The organism is Undibacterium sp. GW821-FHT11H02, assembly GCF_058808015.1.
Genome location: NZ_JBXARG010000017.1, coordinates 12,245 through 35,155 on the forward strand (window position 1 = coordinate 12,245; position 22,911 = coordinate 35,155).

24 protein-coding genes are annotated in these 22,911 nt (G+C 46.2%); 14 read left to right on the forward strand and 10 right to left on the reverse strand.

What is annotated here, in order from left to right; all coding sequences use genetic code 11:
* Positions 1–4 precede the first annotated feature (4 nt).
* The 4 genes from purH to AC1RR2_RS15870 all read left to right on the forward strand — a co-directional run bounded on the left by purH (position 5) and on the right by AC1RR2_RS15870 (position 3,024).
* The gene (gene purH, locus AC1RR2_RS15855) at positions 5–1,570 is read left to right on the forward strand and encodes a bifunctional phosphoribosylaminoimidazolecarboxamide formyltransferase/IMP cyclohydrolase (protein ID WP_493223242.1); all 1,566 of its coding nucleotides are present in this window, start codon (positions 5–7) and stop codon (positions 1,568–1,570) included.
* Between the two features lie 26 nt (positions 1,571–1,596).
* The gene (locus AC1RR2_RS15860; RefSeq protein ID WP_493223243.1) at positions 1,597–1,878 is read left to right on the forward strand and encodes a GIY-YIG nuclease family protein; all 282 of its coding nucleotides are present in this window, start codon (positions 1,597–1,599) and stop codon (positions 1,876–1,878) included.
* A 291-nt stretch (positions 1,879–2,169) separates the two neighbouring features.
* Positions 2,170–2,712 carry a crossover junction endodeoxyribonuclease RuvC gene (gene ruvC, locus AC1RR2_RS15865; protein ID WP_493223244.1) on the forward strand — a complete coding sequence of 181 codons (543 nt, stop codon included), beginning with the start codon at positions 2,170–2,172 and terminating at the stop codon, positions 2,710–2,712.
* A 42-nt stretch (positions 2,713–2,754) separates the two neighbouring features.
* Positions 2,755–3,024: an immunity protein CdiI family protein gene (locus tag AC1RR2_RS15870; protein WP_493223342.1), complete on the forward strand. Its 270-nt coding sequence runs from the start codon at positions 2,755–2,757 to the stop codon at positions 3,022–3,024.
* 145 nt (positions 3,025–3,169) lie between these two features.
* Here the strand turns inward: AC1RR2_RS15870 and AC1RR2_RS15875 are convergent, their stop codons facing one another.
* Positions 3,170–3,493, reverse strand: coding sequence for a hypothetical protein (locus AC1RR2_RS15875; protein ID WP_493223245.1), 324 nt, complete (start codon positions 3,491–3,493; stop codon positions 3,170–3,172).
* Between the two features lie 402 nt (positions 3,494–3,895).
* Between AC1RR2_RS15875 and ruvA the strand changes: the two genes are divergently transcribed.
* Positions 3,896–4,477, forward strand: a complete 582-nt coding sequence (ruvA, locus tag AC1RR2_RS15880; protein WP_493223246.1) for a Holliday junction branch migration protein RuvA — start codon at positions 3,896–3,898, stop codon at positions 4,475–4,477.
* 16 nt (positions 4,478–4,493) lie between these two features.
* Positions 4,494–5,564 (forward strand): Holliday junction branch migration DNA helicase RuvB, encoded by a 1,071-nt coding sequence (gene ruvB, locus AC1RR2_RS15885; RefSeq protein WP_493223247.1) that lies wholly within the window; start codon positions 4,494–4,496, stop codon positions 5,562–5,564.
* Positions 5,565–5,611: 47 nt separating this feature from the next.
* Here ruvB and AC1RR2_RS15890 read toward each other — a convergent pair whose 3' ends face one another.
* Together AC1RR2_RS15890 and AC1RR2_RS15895 are read right to left on the reverse strand one after the other, a co-directional pair.
* Entirely contained in the window at positions 5,612–6,262 is a 651-nt protein-coding gene (locus tag AC1RR2_RS15890; protein ID WP_493223248.1) for a hypothetical protein, read from the reverse strand.
* 137 nt (positions 6,263–6,399) lie between these two features.
* The gene (locus tag AC1RR2_RS15895; RefSeq protein WP_493223249.1) at positions 6,400–6,711 is read right to left on the reverse strand and encodes a hypothetical protein; all 312 of its coding nucleotides are present in this window, start codon (positions 6,709–6,711) and stop codon (positions 6,400–6,402) included.
* A gap of 366 nt (positions 6,712–7,077) precedes the next feature.
* Here AC1RR2_RS15895 and alr point away from each other — a divergent pair, with 366 nt between their 5' ends.
* From alr to AC1RR2_RS15910, 3 genes are all read left to right on the forward strand, one after another.
* The gene (gene alr, locus AC1RR2_RS15900) at positions 7,078–8,196 is read left to right on the forward strand and encodes an alanine racemase (protein ID WP_493223250.1); all 1,119 of its coding nucleotides are present in this window, start codon (positions 7,078–7,080) and stop codon (positions 8,194–8,196) included.
* A gap of 45 nt (positions 8,197–8,241) precedes the next feature.
* Positions 8,242–9,519 carry a D-amino acid dehydrogenase gene (locus tag AC1RR2_RS15905; RefSeq protein ID WP_493223251.1) on the forward strand — a complete coding sequence of 426 codons (1,278 nt, stop codon included), beginning with the start codon at positions 8,242–8,244 and terminating at the stop codon, positions 9,517–9,519.
* A 165-nt stretch (positions 9,520–9,684) separates the two neighbouring features.
* A complete protein-coding gene (locus AC1RR2_RS15910; protein ID WP_493223252.1) occupies positions 9,685–11,241 on the forward strand; it encodes a sigma-54-dependent transcriptional regulator in 1,557 nt (518 codons plus the stop codon).
* A 1-nt stretch (position 11,242) separates the two neighbouring features.
* Here the strand turns inward: AC1RR2_RS15910 and AC1RR2_RS15915 are convergent, their stop codons facing one another.
* The 7 genes from AC1RR2_RS15915 to ispB form a co-directional block, all read right to left on the reverse strand.
* The gene (locus AC1RR2_RS15915; RefSeq protein ID WP_493223253.1) at positions 11,243–11,437 is read right to left on the reverse strand and encodes a DNA gyrase inhibitor YacG; all 195 of its coding nucleotides are present in this window, start codon (positions 11,435–11,437) and stop codon (positions 11,243–11,245) included.
* Positions 11,438–11,448: 11 nt separating this feature from the next.
* Positions 11,449–12,204 carry a cell division protein ZapD gene (gene zapD / locus AC1RR2_RS15920; protein WP_493223254.1) on the reverse strand — a complete coding sequence of 252 codons (756 nt, stop codon included), beginning with the start codon at positions 12,202–12,204 and terminating at the stop codon, positions 11,449–11,451.
* Positions 12,205–12,347: 143 nt separating this feature from the next.
* Positions 12,348–12,962, reverse strand: a complete 615-nt coding sequence (coaE, locus tag AC1RR2_RS15925; RefSeq protein WP_493223255.1) for a dephospho-CoA kinase — start codon at positions 12,960–12,962, stop codon at positions 12,348–12,350.
* Between the two features lies 1 nt (position 12,963).
* Positions 12,964–13,830, reverse strand: coding sequence for a prepilin peptidase (locus AC1RR2_RS15930; RefSeq protein WP_493223256.1), 867 nt, complete (start codon positions 13,828–13,830; stop codon positions 12,964–12,966).
* On the reverse strand, positions 13,830–15,065 hold the full coding sequence (locus tag AC1RR2_RS15935; protein WP_493223257.1) for a type II secretion system F family protein: 1,236 nt from the start codon (positions 15,063–15,065) through the stop codon (positions 13,830–13,832). The genes AC1RR2_RS15930 and AC1RR2_RS15935 overlap by 1 nt, the downstream gene beginning before the upstream one ends.
* A 15-nt stretch (positions 15,066–15,080) precedes the next feature.
* Complete coding sequence (pilB, locus tag AC1RR2_RS15940; RefSeq protein ID WP_493223258.1) at positions 15,081–16,808, reverse strand: type IV-A pilus assembly ATPase PilB; 1,728 nt, start codon at positions 16,806–16,808, stop codon at positions 15,081–15,083.
* A gap of 216 nt (positions 16,809–17,024) precedes the next feature.
* Positions 17,025–17,954: an octaprenyl diphosphate synthase gene (ispB, locus tag AC1RR2_RS15945; RefSeq protein WP_493223343.1), complete on the reverse strand. Its 930-nt coding sequence runs from the start codon at positions 17,952–17,954 to the stop codon at positions 17,025–17,027.
* A 422-nt stretch (positions 17,955–18,376) separates the two neighbouring features.
* Between ispB and AC1RR2_RS15950 the strand changes: the two genes are divergently transcribed.
* From AC1RR2_RS15950 to proB, 5 genes are all read left to right on the forward strand, one after another.
* Positions 18,377–19,285: a glycoside hydrolase family 18 protein gene (locus AC1RR2_RS15950; protein WP_493223259.1), complete on the forward strand. Its 909-nt coding sequence runs from the start codon at positions 18,377–18,379 to the stop codon at positions 19,283–19,285.
* Positions 19,286–19,468: 183 nt separating this feature from the next.
* Positions 19,469–19,780 (forward strand): 50S ribosomal protein L21, encoded by a 312-nt coding sequence (rplU, locus tag AC1RR2_RS15955; protein ID WP_186892095.1) that lies wholly within the window; start codon positions 19,469–19,471, stop codon positions 19,778–19,780.
* A 52-nt stretch (positions 19,781–19,832) separates the two neighbouring features.
* Positions 19,833–20,087: a 50S ribosomal protein L27 gene (gene rpmA / locus AC1RR2_RS15960; protein WP_186892094.1), complete on the forward strand. Its 255-nt coding sequence runs from the start codon at positions 19,833–19,835 to the stop codon at positions 20,085–20,087.
* Positions 20,088–20,471: 384 nt separating this feature from the next.
* Complete coding sequence (cgtA, locus tag AC1RR2_RS15965; protein WP_186922155.1) at positions 20,472–21,581, forward strand: Obg family GTPase CgtA; 1,110 nt, start codon at positions 20,472–20,474, stop codon at positions 21,579–21,581.
* A 180-nt stretch (positions 21,582–21,761) separates the two neighbouring features.
* Positions 21,762–22,883: a glutamate 5-kinase gene (proB, locus tag AC1RR2_RS15970; protein WP_493223260.1), complete on the forward strand. Its 1,122-nt coding sequence runs from the start codon at positions 21,762–21,764 to the stop codon at positions 22,881–22,883.
* Positions 22,884–22,911 lie beyond the last annotated feature (28 nt).

Here is a 22,911-nt window from a genome sequence, read left to right on the forward strand (position 1 = left end):
TATCATGATCAAACAAGCTCTCCTGTCCGTCTCGGACAAAACTGGTGTTCTCGAATTTGCACGTGAACTTAATGCCATGGGCGTCAAACTTTTGTCCACTGGCGGTACTGCAAAACTTCTGGCAGATAACGGTTTGCCTGTTACTGAAGTAGCCGATTACACAGGTTTTCCTGAGATGCTGGATGGTCGTGTCAAGACTTTGCATCCGAAAGTACACGGCGGTATTTTGGCTCGCCGCGATTTTCCTGAGCACCAAGCTGCTTTAGAAAAACACGGTATTCCAACCATCGATATGGTGGTGGTGAATCTCTATCCATTTCAGGCAACCGTCGCCAAAGCCGAATGTTCCTTGGAAGACGCGATTGAAAATATCGATATCGGTGGTCCAACCATGTTGCGCTCCTCCGCAAAAAATCACAAAGACGTAGTCGTGATTTGTGACCCTAGCGATTACGCAACAGTTCTGGCGGAAATGAAGGCAGGCAACAATGGCGTGTCATATGACACTAAGTTCATGCTGGCGAAAAAAGTCTTCGCGCACACCGCACAATACGATGGCGCGATCACGAATTACTTGACCAGCTTGGGTGAAGATAAAGCACACACAACGCGTAGTGCTTATCCACAAACGCTGAATATGCATTTCGAAAAAGTACAAGAAATGCGTTACGGCGAAAACCCACATCAATCCGCTTCTTTCTATCGCGATCTGGCACCAGTTGCAGGTGCATTAGCGAACTACACGCAATTGCAAGGTAAAGAACTGTCCTACAACAATATCGCCGATGCTGATGCAGCGTGGGAATGCGTAAAGTCTTTTGACACTGGCGCGTGCGTGATCGTGAAACATGCGAATCCATGTGGCGTAGCGATCGGTGCGACGGCATTGGAAGCGTATAGCAAAGCTTTGCAAACCGATCCAACTTCCGCTTTCGGCGGCATCATTGCTTTCAATACCGTGTGCGATGGCGCAGCAGCAGAAGCAGTCGCAAAACAATTCGTTGAAGTCTTGATCGCACCGTCTTTCACTGCCGAAGCCAAACAAATTTTTGCAGCAAAACAAAACGTGCGCTTGTTAGAAATCCCTCTCGGTTCTGGTGTGAATCAATATGATGTGAAACGTGTTGGTGGCGGCTTGTTAGTGCAAGCACCAGACGCGAAAAACGTCTTGCCAGCCGATGCGCGCGTGGTCAGTAAATTGCAACCAACACCGCAACAAATGGCCGACATGATGTTCGCATGGCGCGTCGCTAAATACGTTAAATCCAACGCGATTGTGTTCTGCGGTAATGGCATGACTTTAGGCGTAGGCGCAGGTCAAATGAGCCGTATCGATTCCGCACGTATCGCTTCGATCAAAGCACAAAATGCTGGTTTGACTTTGCAGGGTTCTGCAGTTGCGTCTGATGCATTCTTCCCATTCCGCGATGGTCTAGATGTCGTGGTCGATGCAGGCGCAACGTGCGTGATTCATCCAGGTGGTTCTATGCGTGATCAAGAAGTGATTGATGCTGCAGATGAACGTGGTGTCGTCATGTTGTACACCGGTGTTCGTCATTTTAGACATTAATTTGCACTCAGGACGTCGTTAGTAAAATGGCGTTCGTCTACATTCTCGCCAGTGATCGTAATGGCACCTTGTATGTTGGTGTGACAAGCGATCTGGTTCAGCGAATCTATCAACACAAAAACAAGTTTGTACCAAGCTTTACTGAAAAGTACAGCGTGGACAAACTTGTTTGGTTTGAGGCTTGCGATTCTATCGAAGGCGCGATTGTGCGTGAGAAGCAAATCAAGAAGTGGAAGCGTGAGTGGAAGATCAATTTGATTGAAACGACTAATCCTTATTGGAATGATTTGTTTGATTCGATTTTGTAGTGACTGTTTCACCCCAGATCTTTTATCAGCCTTGAACTAACGACACTGGGCTCCTGCCTTCGCAGGAGCGACGGTAATTTGTTTGCTGATGCATGACTGTTGGTAGGAAACAAAGCTGAAAAACTTCAAACTAAACCTAGCATTTGTTGACCGTCATTCCTGCGAAGGCAGGAATCCAGCGGCGTTCGTTGAGCAAAAACAAAAGCAATTACGGATCAGAAGTACAACACGCTAACACTCAAGACCTGCGTATAATTTAGCAATAAATTCATACACAGAAAACAAACACCAATGAAAATCCTAGGCATAGATCCCGGCTTACGCACCACAGGTTTTGGTGTCATCCATAAGCAGGGCAGTAAGCTCACTTACATCGCTTCAGGTACTATCAAAACAGTTGAAGGCACTTTGCCAGAACGCCTCAAAACCATTCTTTCCGGCGTCACTGAAATCATCCAAACTTACCAACCCGATTGCGCGGCAATTGAGAAGGTATTCGTCAACGTCAATCCACAATCAACACTACTACTTGGCCAAGCACGTGGTGCTGCGATTTGCGCTTTGGTTCAAGCTGAATTGAATGTTGCAGAATACACGGCTCTGCAAGTCAAGCAAGGTGTAGTCGGTCACGGTAAAGCCAAGAAAGAGCAAGTGCAAGATATGGTGCAGCGTTTGTTGTCTTTATCTGGCACGCCTAGTTCCGATGCAGCTGATGCTCTGGGTGTGGCGATTTGTCATGCGCATAGTGGGGATACTTTGAAGACGCTGGGTGCGATTGCGCCTGAGTTGGCTAAGAAGGGTTTGCGGGTTAGGGCGGGCAGGTTGATTGGTTGACCAAACCTTGCTGGGAGATAACGAATGAGATGTTTGAAATTGATGGCCGATTATCAGTGTTTCCCACTTTGGGAGAATTCGTCAAATCTTGTAGGAAATGTTGATCCAGCATCTCTCCCAATTTCTGAAAATTTAATCTCAATGTTAAATGAATGGGCTGAAATATTTGATGCTACGCTAAATCTCGATGATCCAGTCCAATCCGGTTTCTCGTCAGAGAAATTGAAGGTTGAGTTTCATGATAAAGGGCATGATCTATGTCTTTCACTTCAATCGGAACTTGGTAGTAAGTATTCGGTCATTTATGTTTAGGCAAAGTTGTGAAAAATGGGGTTAGAAAAAATTCAAAATTTAATTTCAAAATGACTTGCGATAATTTAATCTAACCCTATTATTTTGTATTCATATCAAGTTGGATCTTTGTCCGTTGTGGTGGTTTAAATTTTGTAGATGATTTTTAATTTGCAGGTCGGGGGTGGCCCGACAGCCACTCCCTTTCTTTGCTTCGCCAAAGAAAGGAAGCAAAGAAAGGCGACCACGCTGCCACTGCCCTTCGGGTTCCCAATTGTGCAGGACAAAAAATGGGAAAGTGTTGAAACTCGCTTCGCTCAGACAACAACACTTTCTTTATCCATTTTCTGTCCTGCACAATTGGCAGTGTCAGAAGTGGAACGGCGTCAAAAACAAAAGCAAAAACAAAAGCAAAAACAAAAGCAAAAACAAAAGCAAAAACAAAGTCAAAAGCAACGGCAACACCAAAACAATCAGTACCGATGGACATTCAATTTTCCATTAGCTGTTGTCGATCGTTGCTTTTGAATTTGCTTTTGACCTACCCCCGTTTGAGACGATGTAATTTGTGCTTCACAGAAAATGGATAAGAAAGTGTTGTGTCTGAGCGTAGCGAGTTTCAACACTTTCCCATTTTTTGTGATGCGCAAATTATGCTGGAGCGTAGCGTAAGCACCCCGCAGGGGCGAGTCTACGGTCGTCTTTTTTGGATTACCTTTTTTGACGAAGCAAAAAAGGTAATTGGCTGTCGGGCCACACCCGACCAGCAATCGTTCAGTTGAGTTAACCAGTTGCAAGAGTTAAAACCAACAATTCAGCAAAAACATCGCCACCACAACCAGCAGAGAATAGTTTACTATTACTGTTTATTTATACAGTACGAAAGCCCAGCATGATAGGTCGTATCGCCGGAACCTTAATCGAAAAGAACCCGCCGCAAATCATGGTTGATTGCCAAGGTGTTGGTTATGAAATCGATGTGCCTATGAGCACTTTCTATAATCTGCCTGCGCTCGGTGAAAAGGTCGCCTTGTTGACCCATTTAGCGATCCGCGAAGATGCACATGTCTTATTTGGCTTTGGTACCGCTGAAGAACGTGCAACTTTCAAGCAATTAATTAAAATCAGTGGTGTCGGCGCGCGTACTGCATTATCAATTTTATCCGGCATGTCAGTCGCTGATTTGGCTCAGGCAATTACTTTGCAGGAAGCAGGGCGTTTAACACGTGTGCCTGGTATCGGTAAAAAGACCGCCGAGCGCTTGCTGCTTGAACTTAAAGGCAAGCTGGGTGCCGATCTGGGTGCTGCTGGAGTGGCTGCAGCCGCTGGCGATCATAGTTCGGATATTTTGAATGCCTTATTAGCTCTCGGTTATTCTGATAAAGAAGCCTTGGCGGCTTTGAAATTGGTGCCTGCAGGATCGGGCGTGTCGGATGGGATTAAAGCAGCACTCAAAGCTTTGTCTAAGAGTTAAACACGAATAGAAAAACATGAGCATACAAACCGACAATCTCTCCACGCAATTCGTCGATACCCGCATCATTGCAGCGACGCCAACTTCACCTAATGAAGAGGCGATAGAACGTGCTTTGCGTCCTAAACAACTGGATGAATATGTTGGACAAGAGAAGATCCGTGATCAGTTAGAAATCTTCATCGGTGCGGCGCGTCAGCGTAAAGAGGCACTCGACCACACCTTATTGTTTGGCCCACCAGGTTTAGGTAAAACGACCTTGGCGCATATTATTGCGCGCGAGATGGGTGTGAATCTGCGCCAGACTTCAGGCCCTGTGCTGGAGCGTGCCGGTGATCTGGCGGCGTTGCTGACCAATCTCGAAGCGAACGATGTCTTGTTCATTGATGAAATCCATCGCCTCTCGCCAGTGGTGGAAGAGATTTTGTATCCTGCTTTAGAGGACTATCAAATCGATATCATGATAGGTGAAGGTCCAGCAGCGCGCTCAGTCAAGCTTGATCTGCAGCCATTCACTTTGGTTGGGGCGACCACGCGTGCCGGGATGCTGACCAATCCTTTGCGCGATCGTTTTGGTATTGTGGCTCGCTTAGAATTTTATACGTCAGAAGAACTCAGTCGTATCGTTACTCGTTCCGCATCTTTGTTGCAAGTTCCGATTAAAGATGACGGCGCATTTGAAATCGCAAAACGTGCGCGCGGCACACCACGGATTGCGAATCGCTTATTGCGCCGCGTACGTGATTATGTCCAAGTCAAAGGCAATGGCGAAATCACCAAGCCTATGGCCGATGCTGCATTGAAGATGCTGGATGTGGATGCGGTCGGTTTTGATTTGATGGATAGAAAATTGCTCGAAGCCATCTTGTTTAAATTTGGCGGTGGTCCGGTTGGCTTAGACAATGTCGCCGCAGCCATTGGCGAAGAGCGCGATACGATAGAAGATGTGTTAGAGCCGTATTTGATACAGCAAGGTTATTTGCAGCGTACACCACGCGGCCGCATCGCCACTGCCAGTGCTTACGAACACTTCGGTTTGACTGCGCCGCGCACTAATCCGAACGGGGATTTGTGGGGGGCTTCGTGACGGTGCAGCTTTGTTAAAGACAGATAGCAGTTGTTTTCCCTCGGTAATTACTTTACGCCATTAGATTTTATTGTGGGCACGGAAAGTATGCTGATCGAGTTCGCCGTGAAAGCAATAAGCGTGTCGTTGTGTTTGTTGTGAATTTGTGGATTGAAATCGTCTAGTTTACACATTTGTTGCTCTGAATCGATATCCCAAATAGTCGTTCCCGCATCCGTCACTACATAAAGGTGTCTGCCATTCAAAAATAGATAATTGCATTCATTTTTGTTAGTGATGCGTATACTTTTTTCGATTGTTGCCTTTGAATTACTAAGGCTATAAATCGCTATTCCCGAACCTTGTCTCATTTCCATTTCCTCGTCTTTATCCCAAATGGGTATTCCCCACATTGCAATGTGTTGATCATCGATCCAACATGCTGGAACACTCCAATCGTCGCCTAGAGGAAAATCAATTATTGAGTCGCCATCTTCGCTTTCCCAAGGATAGGTAGTTAGCCACTGCTTGATTGACCAAGTTCGTGGAACCGATAATGGATGCCAGACCCAACCATCGTCGAATAGTTGATTGTTGTTAGGGCTGGAGATTAATTTTCCGTGAAAGTAGTCGAGATAATGCTCTGGTCTTTTTTCTGAAGAGTCATAAGGAGCTATCAATCGATTTGTAATGATTTGTCCACTGACTGGATCGGTCACATCGAGCCGATTCCAAGCTGTTCGATGGATTAGTAAATTTTGTCCTTCGAAATGAATAAAGCATGCGCTGAAAGGCACAGTCTCTTCGCAGTAGTTGCCACCATTGATATGCGTGATTATCCTTCCGCAACAGGTTTCTATGAGCATTCCAATCTGACCGTGGTCAATACAACTGCCGCATATTTACCAACAAAGGATGAATGCAGTCGAAATTTTGAAATGCCAAAATGTTCATGGTCATTTGAATGATCTATTTCTGGCAAGACGATTTCGCATAATTTTGTTTGAGCGCCAGTGTCCGAATTGAGCCCGTACAATTCTCCTTTTGTGGTTAAGATCAGCAAATCGCCATATTCAGCTTGAACTGCATTCGCATCCGCGATGGGGGTGCAATCCCATTTGATATTTTTTGGGGTATCAACTTTTTGCTTATTGTGAGAATTCATCATTTTTGTTAATTAATTGTTCTTTAGTTTATGTATTCTTAGAATTGTAAATCGAGCGTTAAAGTTAATGCTAGTTCGAAGCGAGTCAATTTGATTAGCTTGAATATTTGCTTCTCAGGCGATGATGGTTGTATGCTATTAGATACATCGTATTAAATTTAATACACTTAGGCGACTGATAAGTATTCATATATAAAACAACGATTTCTAGAGGAATTTCTTTTTTCTTGTATTTATTTCGATACAGTCTATTCTGTTAAAATTATCGAGTGTAATGCTAAGTCCTTGATTTCGCAGCTTGTGCAGCGATTGAAAAACTTGGCATGGCAATTGCTAATTCACAGCAATTGATGATTTTTCGAGGTGACTATGCTGCAAGAAGCTGGGCGCGCTGGGGCGCTACTTACGATCGATTTGCGTGCGCTACGTGCGAATTACCGTTATTTGCAGGGACGCTTGGGTAAGGCTGCCTGTGGTGCCGCGGTGAAAGCGGATGCCTATGGCTTAGGCGCGATTCCTGTTTCTAAAGCTTTAGTGGATGAAGGTTGCCGTCATTTGTTTGTCGCGCAATTGGAAGAAGCGATTAGCTTGCGCGCCCATATTCCACGTGATGTCGCGATTTACGTGATGCACGGTTCGCCGGTTGGCTATGAGGCTGAGTTTATCGAATACGGCTGTACGCCTGTTTTGAATAGTCTTGATCAAATCGCAGCATGGCGCAAACTGGCTCTGGCACGTCAAGAACGTCTCCCTGCTGTGATCCAGATCGATACAGGGATGGCTCGCATGGGTCTGTCACAGGCGGAGTTGGTTACGTGGTTGAATGATTTCAGCATCACCGAAGGCATTGATGTTCGTTACGCGATGAGTCATTTGGCTTGTGCCGAAGATCAACTCGATCCTATGAATCAAATGCAATTGAAGGGCTTTCAACATTTGTTGGAACAATTGCGCAAACAATATCCAGATTTAAAAGCCAGTTTTTCAAATTCCTCAGGCATCTTTTTGGGCACCGATTTTCATTTTGACTTGGCGCGCCCTGGTGCGGCTTTGTATGGTGTTGCTCCAGTGGCGGGACAGGCGAGTCCTATGCATTCAGTAGTGCAACTGCAAGGACGGATTATTCAAACGCGTGAGATTCCTATGGGCGCGAGCGTCGGTTATAGCAAGACTTGGCGCGCTACTCAACCTTCTAAGATTGCCACCGTTTCAGTCGGTTATGCCGATGGTTGGCTGCGTAGTTTGAGCAATTGCGGTGTAGCGCACATTGCAGGGATTGAAGTGCCGATGGTTGGTAATGTGTCCATGGATACGATTACCTTAAACGTTAGCCATGTTGATCCTCAGCTTTTGTATCCGGGTGCTTTGGTGGATTTAATTTGTCCCAATAACACCGTTGACCAAGTCGCGAAACGCGCTGGCACTATAGGCTATGAAATTTTGACCAGCTTGGGACCGCGCTACCAACGTCATTACATCGACGCTTGATTCTATTACCGAATTCACGCAATTAATTAATACAGGAACATACACATGAAAATAGTCATCTTGGGAGCAGGCGTCATCGGTACCTCCACCGCGTATTACCTCGCCAAAGCTGGACATGAAGTGACTGTGCTTGAGCGCCAAAGCGGTGCAGCATTAGAAACCAGTTTTGCGAATGCGGGTGAAGTCTCACCTGGTTACTCGGCACCGTGGGCAGGTCCTGGTGTGCCGCTAAAAGCAATCAAGTGGCTGATGATGGAGCACAGCCCATTGGCAATTCGCCCTAGCACAGATCCAGCCATGTGGCGCTGGGTGTTTCAGATGCTGATGAATTGCACCACCAAGCGTTATGAAATCAATAAAGGCCGCATGTTGCGCATGGCGCAGTATAGCCGTGAAGTCTTGCAGCAATTGCGTGAAGATACAGGCATTTCGTATGACGAGCGCACTCAAGGTACTTTGCAACTATTCCGCAATCAACAGCAACTCGATGGTTCGCAAGCCGATATCGACATTCTCAAACGCTATGGCGTGCCTTATGAATCACTGAGTGGTGACGAATGTTTGCGCGTCGAACCGGCATTGAAAAATGTGCGGGAAAAATTCGTCGGCGCTTTGCGTTTACCTGGTGACGAGACTGGTGATTGTTTTAAATTTACGCAAAATTTGGCGCAATTGGCTGAAGGTCTGGGCGTGAAATTTGAATATGGTGTGAGCATAGAACGTGTGATCGCGGAAGGTGATCATGTGAAGAGCGTGCAAACTTCTAAAGGACATTTCACAGCAGATAAATTTGTATTGGCGCTCGGTAGTTATTCCCCGATTATGTTGCGTGAACTTGGCATCAAAATTCCTGTGTATCCGATCAAAGGTTATTCGATCACCGTGCCGATTACTGACGCAACAGGTGCCCCGGAATCGACCGTGATGGATGAGACTTATAAGGTCGCGATTACGCGTTTGGGTGACCGTATCCGGGTTGGCGGTACGGCAGAAATTACAGGTTACGATTTGCGCCTGCGCGAGTCGCGCCGTAAGACTTTGGTGCATTCTGTGACCGATTTATTCCCGCATGGCGGCGATGTTAGTAAGGCTGAGTTCTGGACGGGTTTACGTCCTATGACACCGGATGGCACACCGATTATAGGCCCTACGCCGTATCGTAATTTGTTCTTGAACACGGGTCATGGAACCTTGGGTTGGACCATGTCTTGCGGTTCTGGTCAATTCCTCGCGGATTTGATTTCCGGCAAAAAGCCAGCAATTTCGACTGAAGGTTTGTACATGGATCGTTATGGCAGTGTGAATCGTCCGATTGCGATTTGACAAATGTAATTAAAAAAAACAATTCAAAACCTCTCAACACAGAGACACAGAGGATTCGAGGAAAACCGAAGAGAATTAAGGTTTTTCTGTGCATCTCTTTCACTCTGTGTCTCTGTGTTGAGAGGTTTGATTTTCGAATGAGCTTCTTAGTAAGAAAGTTTAACAATGCGCGTCAATATTCCCTTTGAAGATCGAGTCGGTATCGCTCACGAGATTCTCGCGGTATTGGCACGTCAGGGTTTGAACGTGCAAGCGGTCGAGGTCGATCCACCCAACATCTACATTGACATCCCCGAATTAAAACAAAGCATGCTCGCTAGCTTGCAGGCTGATTGTGATCAGGTTGCAGGCGTTGGTACTATCGAGGTCGTCGATATCTTGCCCGGCATGCGGCGCAGCTTAAACCTCGATACGATCATGGCAGTGATGGAAGATCCAGTGCTGGCGATTGATGCACTAGGACGTATCGTGATTGCCAACGCGGCAGCGGCGGAAGTGGCGCGCTGCAGTGAAAAAGAGCTATGCCAAAAATCCTTATACCAAGTGCTACAAGACAGCACTATTCAACACGAATTGATCGCCAATGAATTTTGTGCCCCTACGCGCGAAGTGCTGTTGAACGGCGAACCTTTCTTGATGGATGTGACGCCCGTATTTGAACCTTTATCGGCAGGTACCGCCAGCGATGGCATGGCGGTTGGTGCGCTACTAACTTTGACCGCACCGAAACGCATAGGCGAGCGTTTGCATGCGATCTCGCGCGCCGAAATTGGCGGCTTTGAAGCCATCATCGGCGACTCCGAACAAATTCGGGTTTTGAAAAAACGCGCAGCGCGGGTGGCGGTGGTCGATGCGCCTTTGTTAATCACAGGTGAAACTGGCACCGGTAAAGAATTACTGGCACAAGCCTGTCACGGCGTTAGCGCGCGCAGCAATGCACCATTTCTGGAATTGAATTGCGCCGCTTTGCCTGAGAGCCTGGCTGAGAGTGAATTGTTCGGTTATATGGCGGGCGCATTTACTGGTGCGAATCGTGGTGGTAAGCCTGGCTTATTTGAAATGGCGGATGGCGGCACGGTATTCTTAGATGAAGTCGGCGAAATGTCTTTGTACCTGCAAGCCAAATTACTGCGCTTTTTGAATGATGGAAAGTTCCGCCGCATCGGTGGTGACAAAGAAATTCAGGTTGATGTGCGCATCATCAGCGCTACCCATAGAAATCTGCGAAAGATGGTGCAGGAAGGTAGCTTCCGCGAAGATTTATTCTATCGACTAAATGTCTTGCATTTGGAGATGCCGCCTCTACGCGAGCGATCGGATGATATTTTGCTACTGGCTCGCCATTTCATCGAACGTGCTTGTACGCAAGCGCAAAAGCCAGTTTCCAGACTGAATCAAGCAGCAACGGCGGCAATGTTAAATAATCGCTGGCCGGGGAATGTGCGGCAATTGCAGAATGTCGTCTTTAGAGCGATTACGATGTCAGACCAGCGTGTGCTCGATGCAGCCGATCTGGATTGGGCCGAAGATTCTATGCAAGGGGAAGCGGTGGTATTTGAGGAGGCAGAGACTTGGGAAGCCTCGGTCAATCGGTTTGAAACAGCCTTGTTGACCAAGCTGTACCAGGAATTTCCGTCGAGTCGTAAGCTAGCGGCGCGCCTCGATACTTCTCACTCCATGATTGCCGCTAAATTGCGCAAGCATGGAATTCCTAAGAAATAGCTTAATCGTTGGCAGATCCTAAATCCGCATTATCAGGATCTTCCGGCAAATTGACTGCAGGAATTGTGTATTTTTCTTCAGCCCAAGCACCCAGATCAATCTGTTTGCAGCGCTCAGAGCAAAACGGACGAAAAGCATTTTCAGGAGACCATACGACTTTAGCCGCACAAGTGGGGCAGGAGACAACAGTTGCCATAATTAGGTAGATTAAAAGTTACAGAGCGTCAGATCGAAAGGCACGTCACCTTCGAATGGTTTCGGTTTCATATCGCCATCTTGCGACATGATGCGTATCCAGAGCATGTATTTATTTGCTGAGATTTCCGGGATGGCCCCTAATTCCTGCGGCAAGCTTACACGTAGTAATTGATATACCTTGCCTTGCAGCATTTGCTGATAACTGCCGCTTTGAGCAATTACCTTGGTTGTGCCACCGGACTCGCGCAACAGCCTTAAAACCACGCTAATGGCATCAAATAAGGGAGCAATAGGCGCAAACCAGGTTGAAATATCCGCAAATCGTTTTTCGGCCGGTAGCTTTTTCCAGGCGTGATAGCTTGGTAAATCGAATTCGCAAGCGCCACCTGGAATAATGGTGCGACCTCGTATGCTCATCAACCATTCGTTATCGCGGATATTTTGCCCAGTTTTACCTGTACATGCCATTAGGTTGACGCTGGCACGCTCGACATCATTAATGACCTGGTCGAGCATGTCGGCTTGAACATTGGGATTCGACTTGAAACCGATCAGGGTATTTTTTTGTCTATCAAGTTCTTGCAATAAATCAGATTTTAAGTCGGCGCGGCCTGCTACTTCGAGCATCTCAAAAATGGTGGCGATCGCAACGTGATGTTGTAGTGGATCAGACTGATGTAAGAAAAAAGAAAATTTCTCGTACAGGTCTTCTAACCGCAATAAAGTTCGTATGCGCTCGTTAAAAGGGTACTCATAAACGATCAAAATAAATTCCCTGTAAATTTGGTGCTGATTAGCTGCTATTTGTGCTTGAACTAAGTTGAAAGCAAGCGATAAATGCGCTCTAAATAATCCTCACGTGATTCTGAACCAAGCGGAGAAAAATTACAAACATTGCGTGCGTATGATTAGCCTGAAATCGCGAAATTCAGATATTTTTTATGAAGTATTTCTACTTCGCTGCGTACATGCGACAAATCTGCCATGGAATTAATAATATCGTCCGCCTGTGCTAAACGCTCGTCACGACTTACCTGCGTCGCCAAAATGCGCAAAACCTGAGCACGTTCAAATTTATTACGTTGCATCACTCGCGCAATTTGTGTCTCCTGATCGCAGTCAATTATCAGGATACGTTGCACTCTGGCTCGCCAGTCACCTGATTCAATTAATAGCGGAACCACAAAGATGGGATAAGTGCCGTCCGCTTTCTTTGCTTCAATTTCACATTGCTGACGTATTAGAGGATGCAGAATATTTTCAAGCTGTCTTTTTGCGTGCGCATCGGAAAATACCAATTCACGCATTTTTGCTCTGTCCATGGCACCGCTAGCATCAATAAATTGGGCACCAAAATATTCAGCAATAACAGGAATTGCAGCACCGCCAGTTTGACTTAATTGGTGGGCAATGATATCGGTATCAATAATACTGGCACCAAGCTCAGCAAACATATTTGCGACGGTTGTCTTACCACTGCCTATGCCCCCGCTTAAGCCTACACTGAACTTGCGATCCTGCATTTTAATTGATCATGCCTAAATATTGATGGGTTAGGATTTTCCCCCAGACCAAGGCAATTAAACCAGCAATCGCCAGGTAAGGACCAAATGGTATGGGCTTGCCTTTGCCTAATTTGCCCAGAACTATCATAGATATACCGATGATTGCGCCGACAGCCGATGACAGCAACACGATCAAGGGCAACATACTCCAGCCCATCCATGCCCCCAATGCCGCGAGTAGTTTAAAGTCGCCGTAACCCATACCTTCTTTGCCGGTAGCTAACTTAAATAGCCAATAAATTGACCACAGCGACAGGTAACCAGCGGCGGCGCCTATGACCGCACTTTCGAGCGAGGTAAATGTGCTGAAAATATTGATTAATAAGCCTCCCCACAGCAAAGGCAAGGTGAGATCATCGGGAAGTAACTGGGTGTCGGCATCAATAAACGTCATCGTTACCAGAAACCACACAAAAACCATGGCCGCCAAGCCAGGCAGGCCACTGCCAAAATGCCAGATCATGAATGCGGATAGCAGACCTGTGAGCGCTTCGATGATGGGGTAGCGTATGGAAATTGGCGTTTTGCATGAAGTGCATTTTCCACCGATGATCAGGTAACTGAGCACAGGAATATTTTCAAATGCAGTGATCTGATGGCCGCAATTCGGACAGGCTGAGCGTGGCAGTATTAAGTTATAGCGCTCTGGATGGGGCAATTCTTTACCCGACTCATGGGCAACATAATTATCCGATTCCCTTTGCATCATTTTCGGGAGGCGGTAAATGACGACATTCAAAAAGCTACCTATTAGCATTCCCAGAACGCCAAGAATAAGCGTACTTAACAGCGTACCTGGTTCAGTAAAAAAGATTAAATCTAGCATTACACCACCGAGCCAAGCTTGAAAATTGGTAAATACATGGCGACGACCAAGCCACCAATAATGACGCCGAGAATGACCATGATCAATGGTTCCATCAAACTAGACAGAGAAGCCACCGCTTCATCGACTTCGTCTTCATAAAAATCAGCGACTTTCCCTAGCATCGCATCAAGCGCACCCGATTCCTCGCCAATTGCGACCATCTGTGTAACCATACTTGGGAAGGCGTTAGAGTTTTGCATAGCAACCGTAAGGCTGGTACCAGTCGTTACTTCGGTCTGAATCTTAATCGTTGCATCGAGATAAACCGCATTGCCGGCTGCACCGCCTACTGAGTCCAATGCCTCCACCAGGGGGACGCCAGCAGCGAACATCGTTGCTAATGTACGTGTCCAGCGTGCAATCGTTGCCTTTCTAATTACATCGCCAAAGATAGGTGCCTGTAGTAAGACCCTATCCATGAATCTTTGCATTTCTAAAGAGCGTTGCCAAGTTTGGAAAAAGAAATAAATAACAGCGCCCATTCCGCCAAAAATCAAATACCAATTCTTAACAAAATAATCAGAAATTGCCATTACCATCAAAGTTGGTGCAGGCAGGTCAGCACCGAAACTCTCAAATACACCTTTAAAGGCTGGAACCACCCAAATCATAATGACTGCGGTAACAATAAATGCAATCGATAAGATGGCAATAGGATAGGTGAGTGCTGACTTAATTTTGGCTTTAATCGCCAGCGTTTTTTCTTTGTAGATCGCTAGACGGGTCAATAGATCTTCTAAAATACCGGCCTGCTCACCCGCACCAACCAGGTTGCAAAAAAGCGGGTCAAAATAGAGCGGATATTTCCTAAACGCCTGATTTAAGCTGGTACCGGTTTCGATGTCGGCACGGATGTCTAATAATAATTTAGACACCGAGGGATTTGCATGTCCTTTACCTACGATGTCAAACGACTGTAGTAGCGGTACACCTGCTTTCATCATCGTGGCTAATTGTCTGGTAAATAAGGTGATGTCTTTGTCGGTGATTTTTTTGCCAGAGCTGTAGCTTTTCTTCTTGATTTTAACGACGACAATACCTTGCCGGCGTATCGTCGCTGCAACGATGGTTTCGCCGCCGGCACGCATTTCTCCAGTTACTTTTTTGCCTTGTCGGTCTTTGCCCTCCCAGGCATATAAAAACTCTTTGACTTGCGCCGATTTGGCTGGTTTGCTCTTTGACGTCGTCGCCATACTTTTTCCTATATCTTATTCGTTGGTGCAGCCGAGAACTTCCTCTAAGCTGGTGAGCCCTTGACGTACTTTTTGCAAGCCAGAACGTCGTAAGCCCTTGACGCCATCGGCTTCAGATTGTTTGCGAATTTCCAGGGAAGTGCCATTATTTAAAATAATTCTTTCAATTGCTTCAGTAATTGGCATGATTTGATAAATACCGACACGACCTTTGTAGCCGGAGCCGCTGCAACGTTCGCATCCTACTGGACCATAGGGTTTCCATGTCCCATCGAGCTCTTCATCAAGAAAGCCCGCTGCTAAAAGAACTTCGTCCAGTATTTCTACTGGTTTTTTGCAGGTGCAGAGACGACGAGTCAAACGTTGAGCGGTAATTAAGATGACCGAAGAGGCAATATTAAACGGCGCCACTCCCATATTCATCAGACGGGTTAAGGTTGACGGTGCATCATTGGTATGCAAGGTCGAAAACACCATATGACCAGTTTGTGCCGCTTTAATTGCAATATCGGCTGTTTCTAAATCACGGATCTCACCCACCATGATGATGTCAGGATCTTGACGCAAGAAGGACTTAAGGGCGACTGGAAAACTTAATCCCGCCCTGTCATTGATATTGACTTGATTGACGCCAGGTAAGTTAATCTCAGCCGGATCTTCAGCCGTGGAAATATTAATTCCGGGCTTATTAATGACGTTCAGGCAGGTGTACAGCGACACCGTTTTTCCTGAGCCTGTTGGACCTGTGACCAAGACCATGCCGTAGGGTCGTTGAATGGCGTCCATCAAAATTTCTTTTTGATCCGGATCGTAACCCAGCGCGTCAATACCCATTTGCGCTTGCGATCCATCCAAAATACGCATAACGATTTTTTCGCCAAACAGCGTAGGTAATGTGCTGACCCGGAAATCAATGGCCTTGTTCGCCGACAGCACCAACTTCATACGTCCGTCTTGCGGGACGCGTTTCTCAGATATATCGAGTTTTGAAATAACTTTGATACGCGACACCAATTTATCTTTGATCGCTAAGGGAGGCTGCGCAATTTCACGTAACTCGCCATCGATACGAAAGCGTATCCGGTAAAATTTTTCGTAAGGCTCAAAATGCAAGTCGGACGCGCCCAGATTGATCGCATCTACCAACATTTTTTGTAAGAATTTAACAATCGGTGCATCATCGATTTCTGCCGCTTGTGCATCGGCGACACCAGCGTTTAAGTCTTCTTCTTTGAATTCAAGATCAAAATCATCACCCGCCAAATCGGTAATCGTTTGATCGGAAGATTGCGTTAGTTTCTCTATGATTTTAGTCAGGACATCATGTTGCACGATTACGATGTCTACGCTTAGTCCAGTTTGGAATTTTATTTGATCGATTGCGACTGTATTGGTCGGATCAGAGATTGCGATCGATACTTTATTGGCTTTTTTTGAGAGAGCAATCACCTTTTGTGATTGCATCATTTTGGCATCGATCACTTTGCTTGGCAGCATCGACTCATCAAATAGAGTCAAATCGATTTGCGGGTAGCCAAAAGTTTCTGAACAAAAAGTCGCTAAATCTCGTGCGTTGATGGTGCCACTTTGGATTAAGGCGTCAAGAAAAGGGCTTTTATCGATCTGTGTTTTTTTTTGTATCGCGTCAATTTGAGCGGGTGACACCAAATTTGCCTGTGCTAAAGCACGCGCTAAGCCCGAAGTGGGAAGACTGGGTGCCGAATTTGGTGGGACAGCTGACATAGTTTTCTATCGGAAATGAGTTGGACCATAGGATGCTTTGTGATAATGCAACTAAGTGAGACTTTTGTAAACAGGCATCTTACTTCTGAGACACAAAGCGTGGTTTTGAAAACGCTTGATTTAGCGTCGTCTTGAAGGTGGGGGGCTCATACTATCAACGCATGGGCTGGGCTGAAGCCCATGCTGGAGAGGAATTGACAGCGAAAGGCCGGCTAATCAGTGATTTCGGTTGACAGCCAGGAACGCTAAGTCCATCAAGGCTTGTTTATAGGCAGAGTTTGGTAGATCGCTGATGGCTTGCGCTGCATTAGCAGCAGCTTTGTCAGCTTTACCCTTGGTATAGTCTAGCGCTCCTGATTGTGTGATGGCACTTAAGATCGCATCAAATTTTGATTCGTCACCTTCTTCAATACATGTTTTCACTAAGTCTCGTTCCGTCTCACTGCCGTTTTTCATCAAATAGATCAGAGGTAAAGTCGGTTTGCCTTCGCGCAGGTCATCACCGACATTTTTGCCTATTTCTTCAGCAACGCCAGAGTAGTCCAGTACATCATCGATTAATTGGAATGCCGTTCCCAAAGAGCGTCCATATTCACCAGCGGCGGCTATTTGCGCTGGGGTTGCACCGCTAATCAGGGCCCCGATTTCCGCTGCAGCTTCGAACAATTTTGCTGTTTTGCAGCGTATCACTTCTAAATAGCGCTCTTCTGTCACATCAGGGTCGTGCATATTCAATAGCTGCAAAACTTCACCTTCTGCAATCACATTGGTAGCATCAGCCAAGATTTGCATAATCTGCATGCTATTAATGGATACCATCATCTGAAAAGCACGTGAATACAAGAAGTCACCGACTAGCACCGAGGCGGCATTGCCAAATAAGGCATTGGCAGTCTGACGTCCACGACGCATGGAAGATTCATCGACAACATCATCATGCAATAAGGTCGCCGTGTGTATGAATTCGACGATCGCCGCCAGATCGTAATGATGCTGACCTTGATAGCCATAAGCATTTGCCATCAGTAAAACTAAGACTGGACGAATGCGCTTGCCGCCAGCATTAATGATGTACTCGGAGATCTGGCTCACGAGCGCCACATCAGAATGCAGTTGTTGGCGTATAACCAGATTGACGGCATCCATTTCTGGTGCGATTAATTGATTGATGGTGTTTTGGTTAGGCGTGGCAGACAAGGGCGTATCCTGCAAAAGCAAAGTTGAAATGTGGCGTGATTATACGATGCCAACAGAATACTGCACAAAAAGTGCGGTGTTCGCTCTTGCTTTTATTGGATTTTTGAAGTGTCGTTAGTATCCTTGTATCAGCGACGAACTAAGTAATCTCCCTTTGATGTATACAGCAAAACACTGATTGTTTCCTTTTGGAATTAGACCAAAATCTGATTTTTGTTATTTGATTCTTTTGGGAGGGCGAAAAATTTATGCGTTTGTATCAGTGTTTTCTTTGTGTTTTTTTAATTGTTTTTGCGAGTGCGTCGAGCTATGCTCAGCCTGCCAGAATTCAGGTTGTCGGGTGGATTCCTGCATATGGACTGGAAAAGTCTATGCAGGCTTTGCAGGAGAATCCCCACATACCAGCCGGACTCACGAGAGTGGGGTTGCAGTTTTGGAATCCCTCTGCTGATGGTAAAAGTCTGGTGTTTGCGCCTGTAGATAAGAATGGGCATCTGTTACAAGACAAGGATGTCAAACATGTGATCGCTTGGCTTAAAGCACGCAGGATAAAAGTATTATTAACTGTGTATAACAATTCTCAAGTCAGCAATAAATGGGATTGGCAATTAGCCAGGCGTGCCTTTAGAGATCACCCGCAAGCCTTCATTGCTTCTTTAATAGCCACGATGCAGGAGTATGGTTTAGACGGAATCGATCTTGATCTGGAAGGTGAAGGGGATTTAGATGTGGATAGAGCAGCTTATGCGCAGTTTGTAAAAAACTTAAGCCAGCAGCTAAAGCCGCAGAAAAAATTACTCACCATCGATAGTTTTCACAGCCCTTGCGCCAATGCACCAAATATGAGTTGGTGGCGTGATTGGCAGGGACAAGTCGATGCCATTCATAGCATGGGTTATCAAGATCTGTATGAAGGAAGTACCGCTAGTTTTACGCCAGACAATAAGCCAGCTTGTGAAGGCGGAGCGGCTATTTTTAAATACAGCTGGCAAATGGCTTACGGCAAAAAAGCAGGCTATCGTGTCGACCAAATTGTAATGGGTGTACCAACTTGGTTGGCCAATTGGGGTGACGGTGGTTTGGGTTCTAGTATTTCAGCACATTTGCAAGAAGCTAGAAAGCTGGGTTTGGGAATTGCATTGTGGGATCTGCAATTGGCTGCGCCACAATGGCGCAGCACCCAGACTTGGACGGAGATCCGGCAATTACGCGGCAATCGTGATAATGCGAGTGAAGTGAAGGCTAAAACCAAGGCCGAATTGAAAGCGACTTTACCATAAGTCAACAGGCGCTAGTGGGTTGATTTTTAAGTAAGAATTCTGAACGATCCTGCTGAAAATTTATGCAAAAGTCTTTGACCGACCCCGCTAAGTTATGTATAATCCGCAGTTCCCTTGAATTTTTGTTGGCGATGTCGGTAAGAGCTCTTGGGAATCCCTATTATTTATTTGATGAGGTTTCACATGTACGCGGTCATAAAAACCGGTGGCAAACAATATAAAGTTGTCGCTGGTGAAAAACTTAAAGTAGAACAGATACCTGCAGACATTGGCTCCGAATTCACTATCGATCAAGTACTCGCTATGGGTGCTGGAGAAACCATTAAATTTGGTACTCCATTGGTCGCAGGTGCAACGGTGCTGGTTAAGGTAATCGACCAAGGTCGTCACGACAAAGTTCGCATTTTCAAAATGCGTCGTCGTAAGCATTACCAAAAGCGCCAGGGTCATCGCCAAAACTACACTGAACTGCAAATCGTTTCTATCAACGGTTAATTCCGTTAAGAACGACGTAGAGCATATTCACTAGAATTCAAGGAGCTATTAAATGGCACATAAAAAAGGCGGCGGCACCACGCGCAACGGCCGTGACTCAGAGTCAAAACGCTTAGGCGTTAAAGTTTACGGCGGCCAAGCTATCAATGCTGGCGGTATCATCGTACGTCAACGCGGTACTAAAGTACACGCAGGCGAAGGCGTTGGTATGGGTAAAGATCACACTTTGTACGCTCTGGTAACAGGCAAAGTACAATTTGCAATCAAAGGCGCGTTGAAGCGTCAAACAGTGATGGTTGTTGCTTAATTCATTAAGCGTACAATTTGCTGAACAAAAAGGCTCTGCCATAGGTAGAGCCTTTTTAGTTTTCAGAGGATTTATAAGCAAGTGTCATAACTAAGTGTTGGAAATCAGTGCTGGAAATAAGAATTCATCGCCTTAGTTAATTCCTTGTGAAAAACGATGATCGTAGCGATCATCAAAGCTAATTGCCTTAGCCAATTAGCCGACTTTGTCTTAGAACATTGTCTATTGCTGCCAGTGAAATAAAACAGCACAATAGCCCGTTCAGACTCTCAATTCGTAATCGCCCAGTGTTCAGTTTTTAAGCGCGTCTAAATCAAACCAGATGCCACCAAAAAGAAAGACTGGGAATCAAGGCTGAAAAGCCCTTTCGTTTAGGCGGCAAACATGAAATTTATTGACGAAGCAAGAATCGAAGTCATCGCAGGTGACGGCGGCAACGGTGTCGCATCCTTCTGTCGTGAGAAATTCCGTCCATTTGGTGGTCCTGATGGTGGTGATGGTGGCAAAGGTGGCAGTATTTACGCCGTCGGTGACCGTAACATCAATACCTTAGTCGATTTCCGTTACTCCAAATTACACAAAGCCAAAGATGGTGAAAACGGTCGTGGCGCAGATTGCTACGGCAAAGGTGCGGACGATATCCGTTTGCGTATGCCAGTTGGCACTTTGATTATGGACAGAGATACCGATGAAGTCATCGCTGATATCACTGAGCATGGTCAAGAAGTTTTATTAGCGCGAGGCGGTGAAGGTGGTTGGGGTAATATCCATTTCAAATCATCGACCAATCGCGCGCCACGCCAACGCAGTGACGGTAAAGAAGGCGAACGCCGTGAACTCAAACTTGAATTAAAAGTGTTGGCTGACGTTGGTTTGTTGGGTTTGCCGAATGCGGGTAAATCAACTTTCATCACGGCTGTTTCCAATGCGCGCCCGAAAATTGCTGATTACCCTTTCACGACTTTGCATCCAAATTTAGGTATGGTTCGGGTTAGTCACGAAAAGAGTTTCGTGATCGCTGACATTCCAGGTTTGATCGAAGGTGCAGCAGACGGTATCGGTCTCGGCGTACAATTTTTGAAACATTTACAGCGCACCGGATTGCTTTTGCACATCGTTGACTTAGCACCGTTTGATGATGATGTCGATCCAGTCAAAGATGCGAAAGCGTTGATCAAAGAATTAGCTAAGTACGATGAATCGCTGGCAGAAAAACCACGCTGGCTAGTCTTGAATAAGCTCGACGTTTTAAATGCAGAAGATCGTAAAAAACGCGTCAAAGATTTCGTCAAACGTTTCGGCTGGAAAGGTCCGGTATTCGAAATCTCCGCTCTGAATCACGAAGGTTGCCAAGCTTTGGTGAATGATATCTATGCGCATTTAGCCGAAAAACGCCAAGCGGAACAACGTTCACAAGAAACCCAGATGAAAGAAGAAGCTCAAGGGATTTTGTCGATTGATCCGGATGACCCACGTTTTAAAGTGATTGATTAATTTCGTCTTGATCGAATCGATTTTGATGTAAAAAGAGCCGACTTGATCGGCTCTTTTTACGTTTACTTCTCATTTTTAAAGTCTTAAATCGGAATAAAATTCCGAAAATTGAAACAAATTCAGAATAATGTATAATTTGCGTCATTCAATTCCGAATGAAAACGAAATATCTTATTCCTCATGCAATCCCTCATCCAAAGCGCCAAACGTCTCATTATCAAGGTCGGTTCTTCACTCGTCACCAATGAAGGTCGTGGTCTCGACCGTGTTGCTATTGCCAATTGGGCGCAGCAAATTGCGGCTTTAAGAGCAATGGGAAAGGAGGTCGTGTTGGTTAGTTCTGGTGCGATTGCCGAAGGTCGGCAGCGTTTGGGCTTTGAGACGCGACCGACGGGCGTGCACGAATTACAGGCTTGTGCGGCGGTCGGTCAGATGGGTTTGGCGCAGATTTACGAGACGAGTTTTCGCGCGCACGGATTGGGGACGGCGCAGATTTTATTGACGCATGCTGATCTGGCGGATCGTGAACGTTATTTGAATGCACGCTCCACTTTGTTGACCTTGCTTGGTTTTGGCATTGTGCCCGTGATCAACGAGAACGATACCGTAGTGACCGACGAAATCAAGTTTGGCGACAATGACACTCTCGGTGCTTTGGTAGCGAATTTGGTGGAGGCCGATGCCCTGATTATCTTGACCGACCAACGAGGCTTATACACCGCCGATCCACGCAAGTATCCTGATGCGCAATTTGTTCACGAGGCACGGGCTGGCGATGTTGCGTTGGAGGCGATGGCCGGTGGTGCTGGCTCTAGTCTGGGTAGCGGCGGCATGTTGACCAAAATTCTTGCGGCAAAACGTGCGGCGCGTTCTGGTGCGCATACGGTGATTGCCTGGGGCCGTGAAGAAAATGTGTTAGTGCGTTTGGCGAACGGTGAGGCAATAGGCACGCAATTAAGTTCTGATATGGCACCACTAGCAGCGCGTAAGCAATGGATGATGGATCATTTACAGACTTCGGGGCAAGTCATATTGGATGCTGGTGCTGTGAATAAATTGCGCGATGAAGGTAAATCATTGTTAGCAATTGGCGTGTCTGATGTACGAGGTGAATTTGGTCGCGGTGCAGTAGTGAGTTGCGTGGATGATAGCGGACGAACTATCGCGAAGGGTTTGAGCAATTACAGTAGCGGCGATGCGCGTCGTATTATGCGCAAGGCCTCATCGGAAATCGAAAGTATTTTAGGATTTGTAGAAGAGCCAGAATTGATCCATAGAGATAATTTGGTGTTGGTCGCCTAAATTGCTCTGGATGTGTTCGGACTTTCCA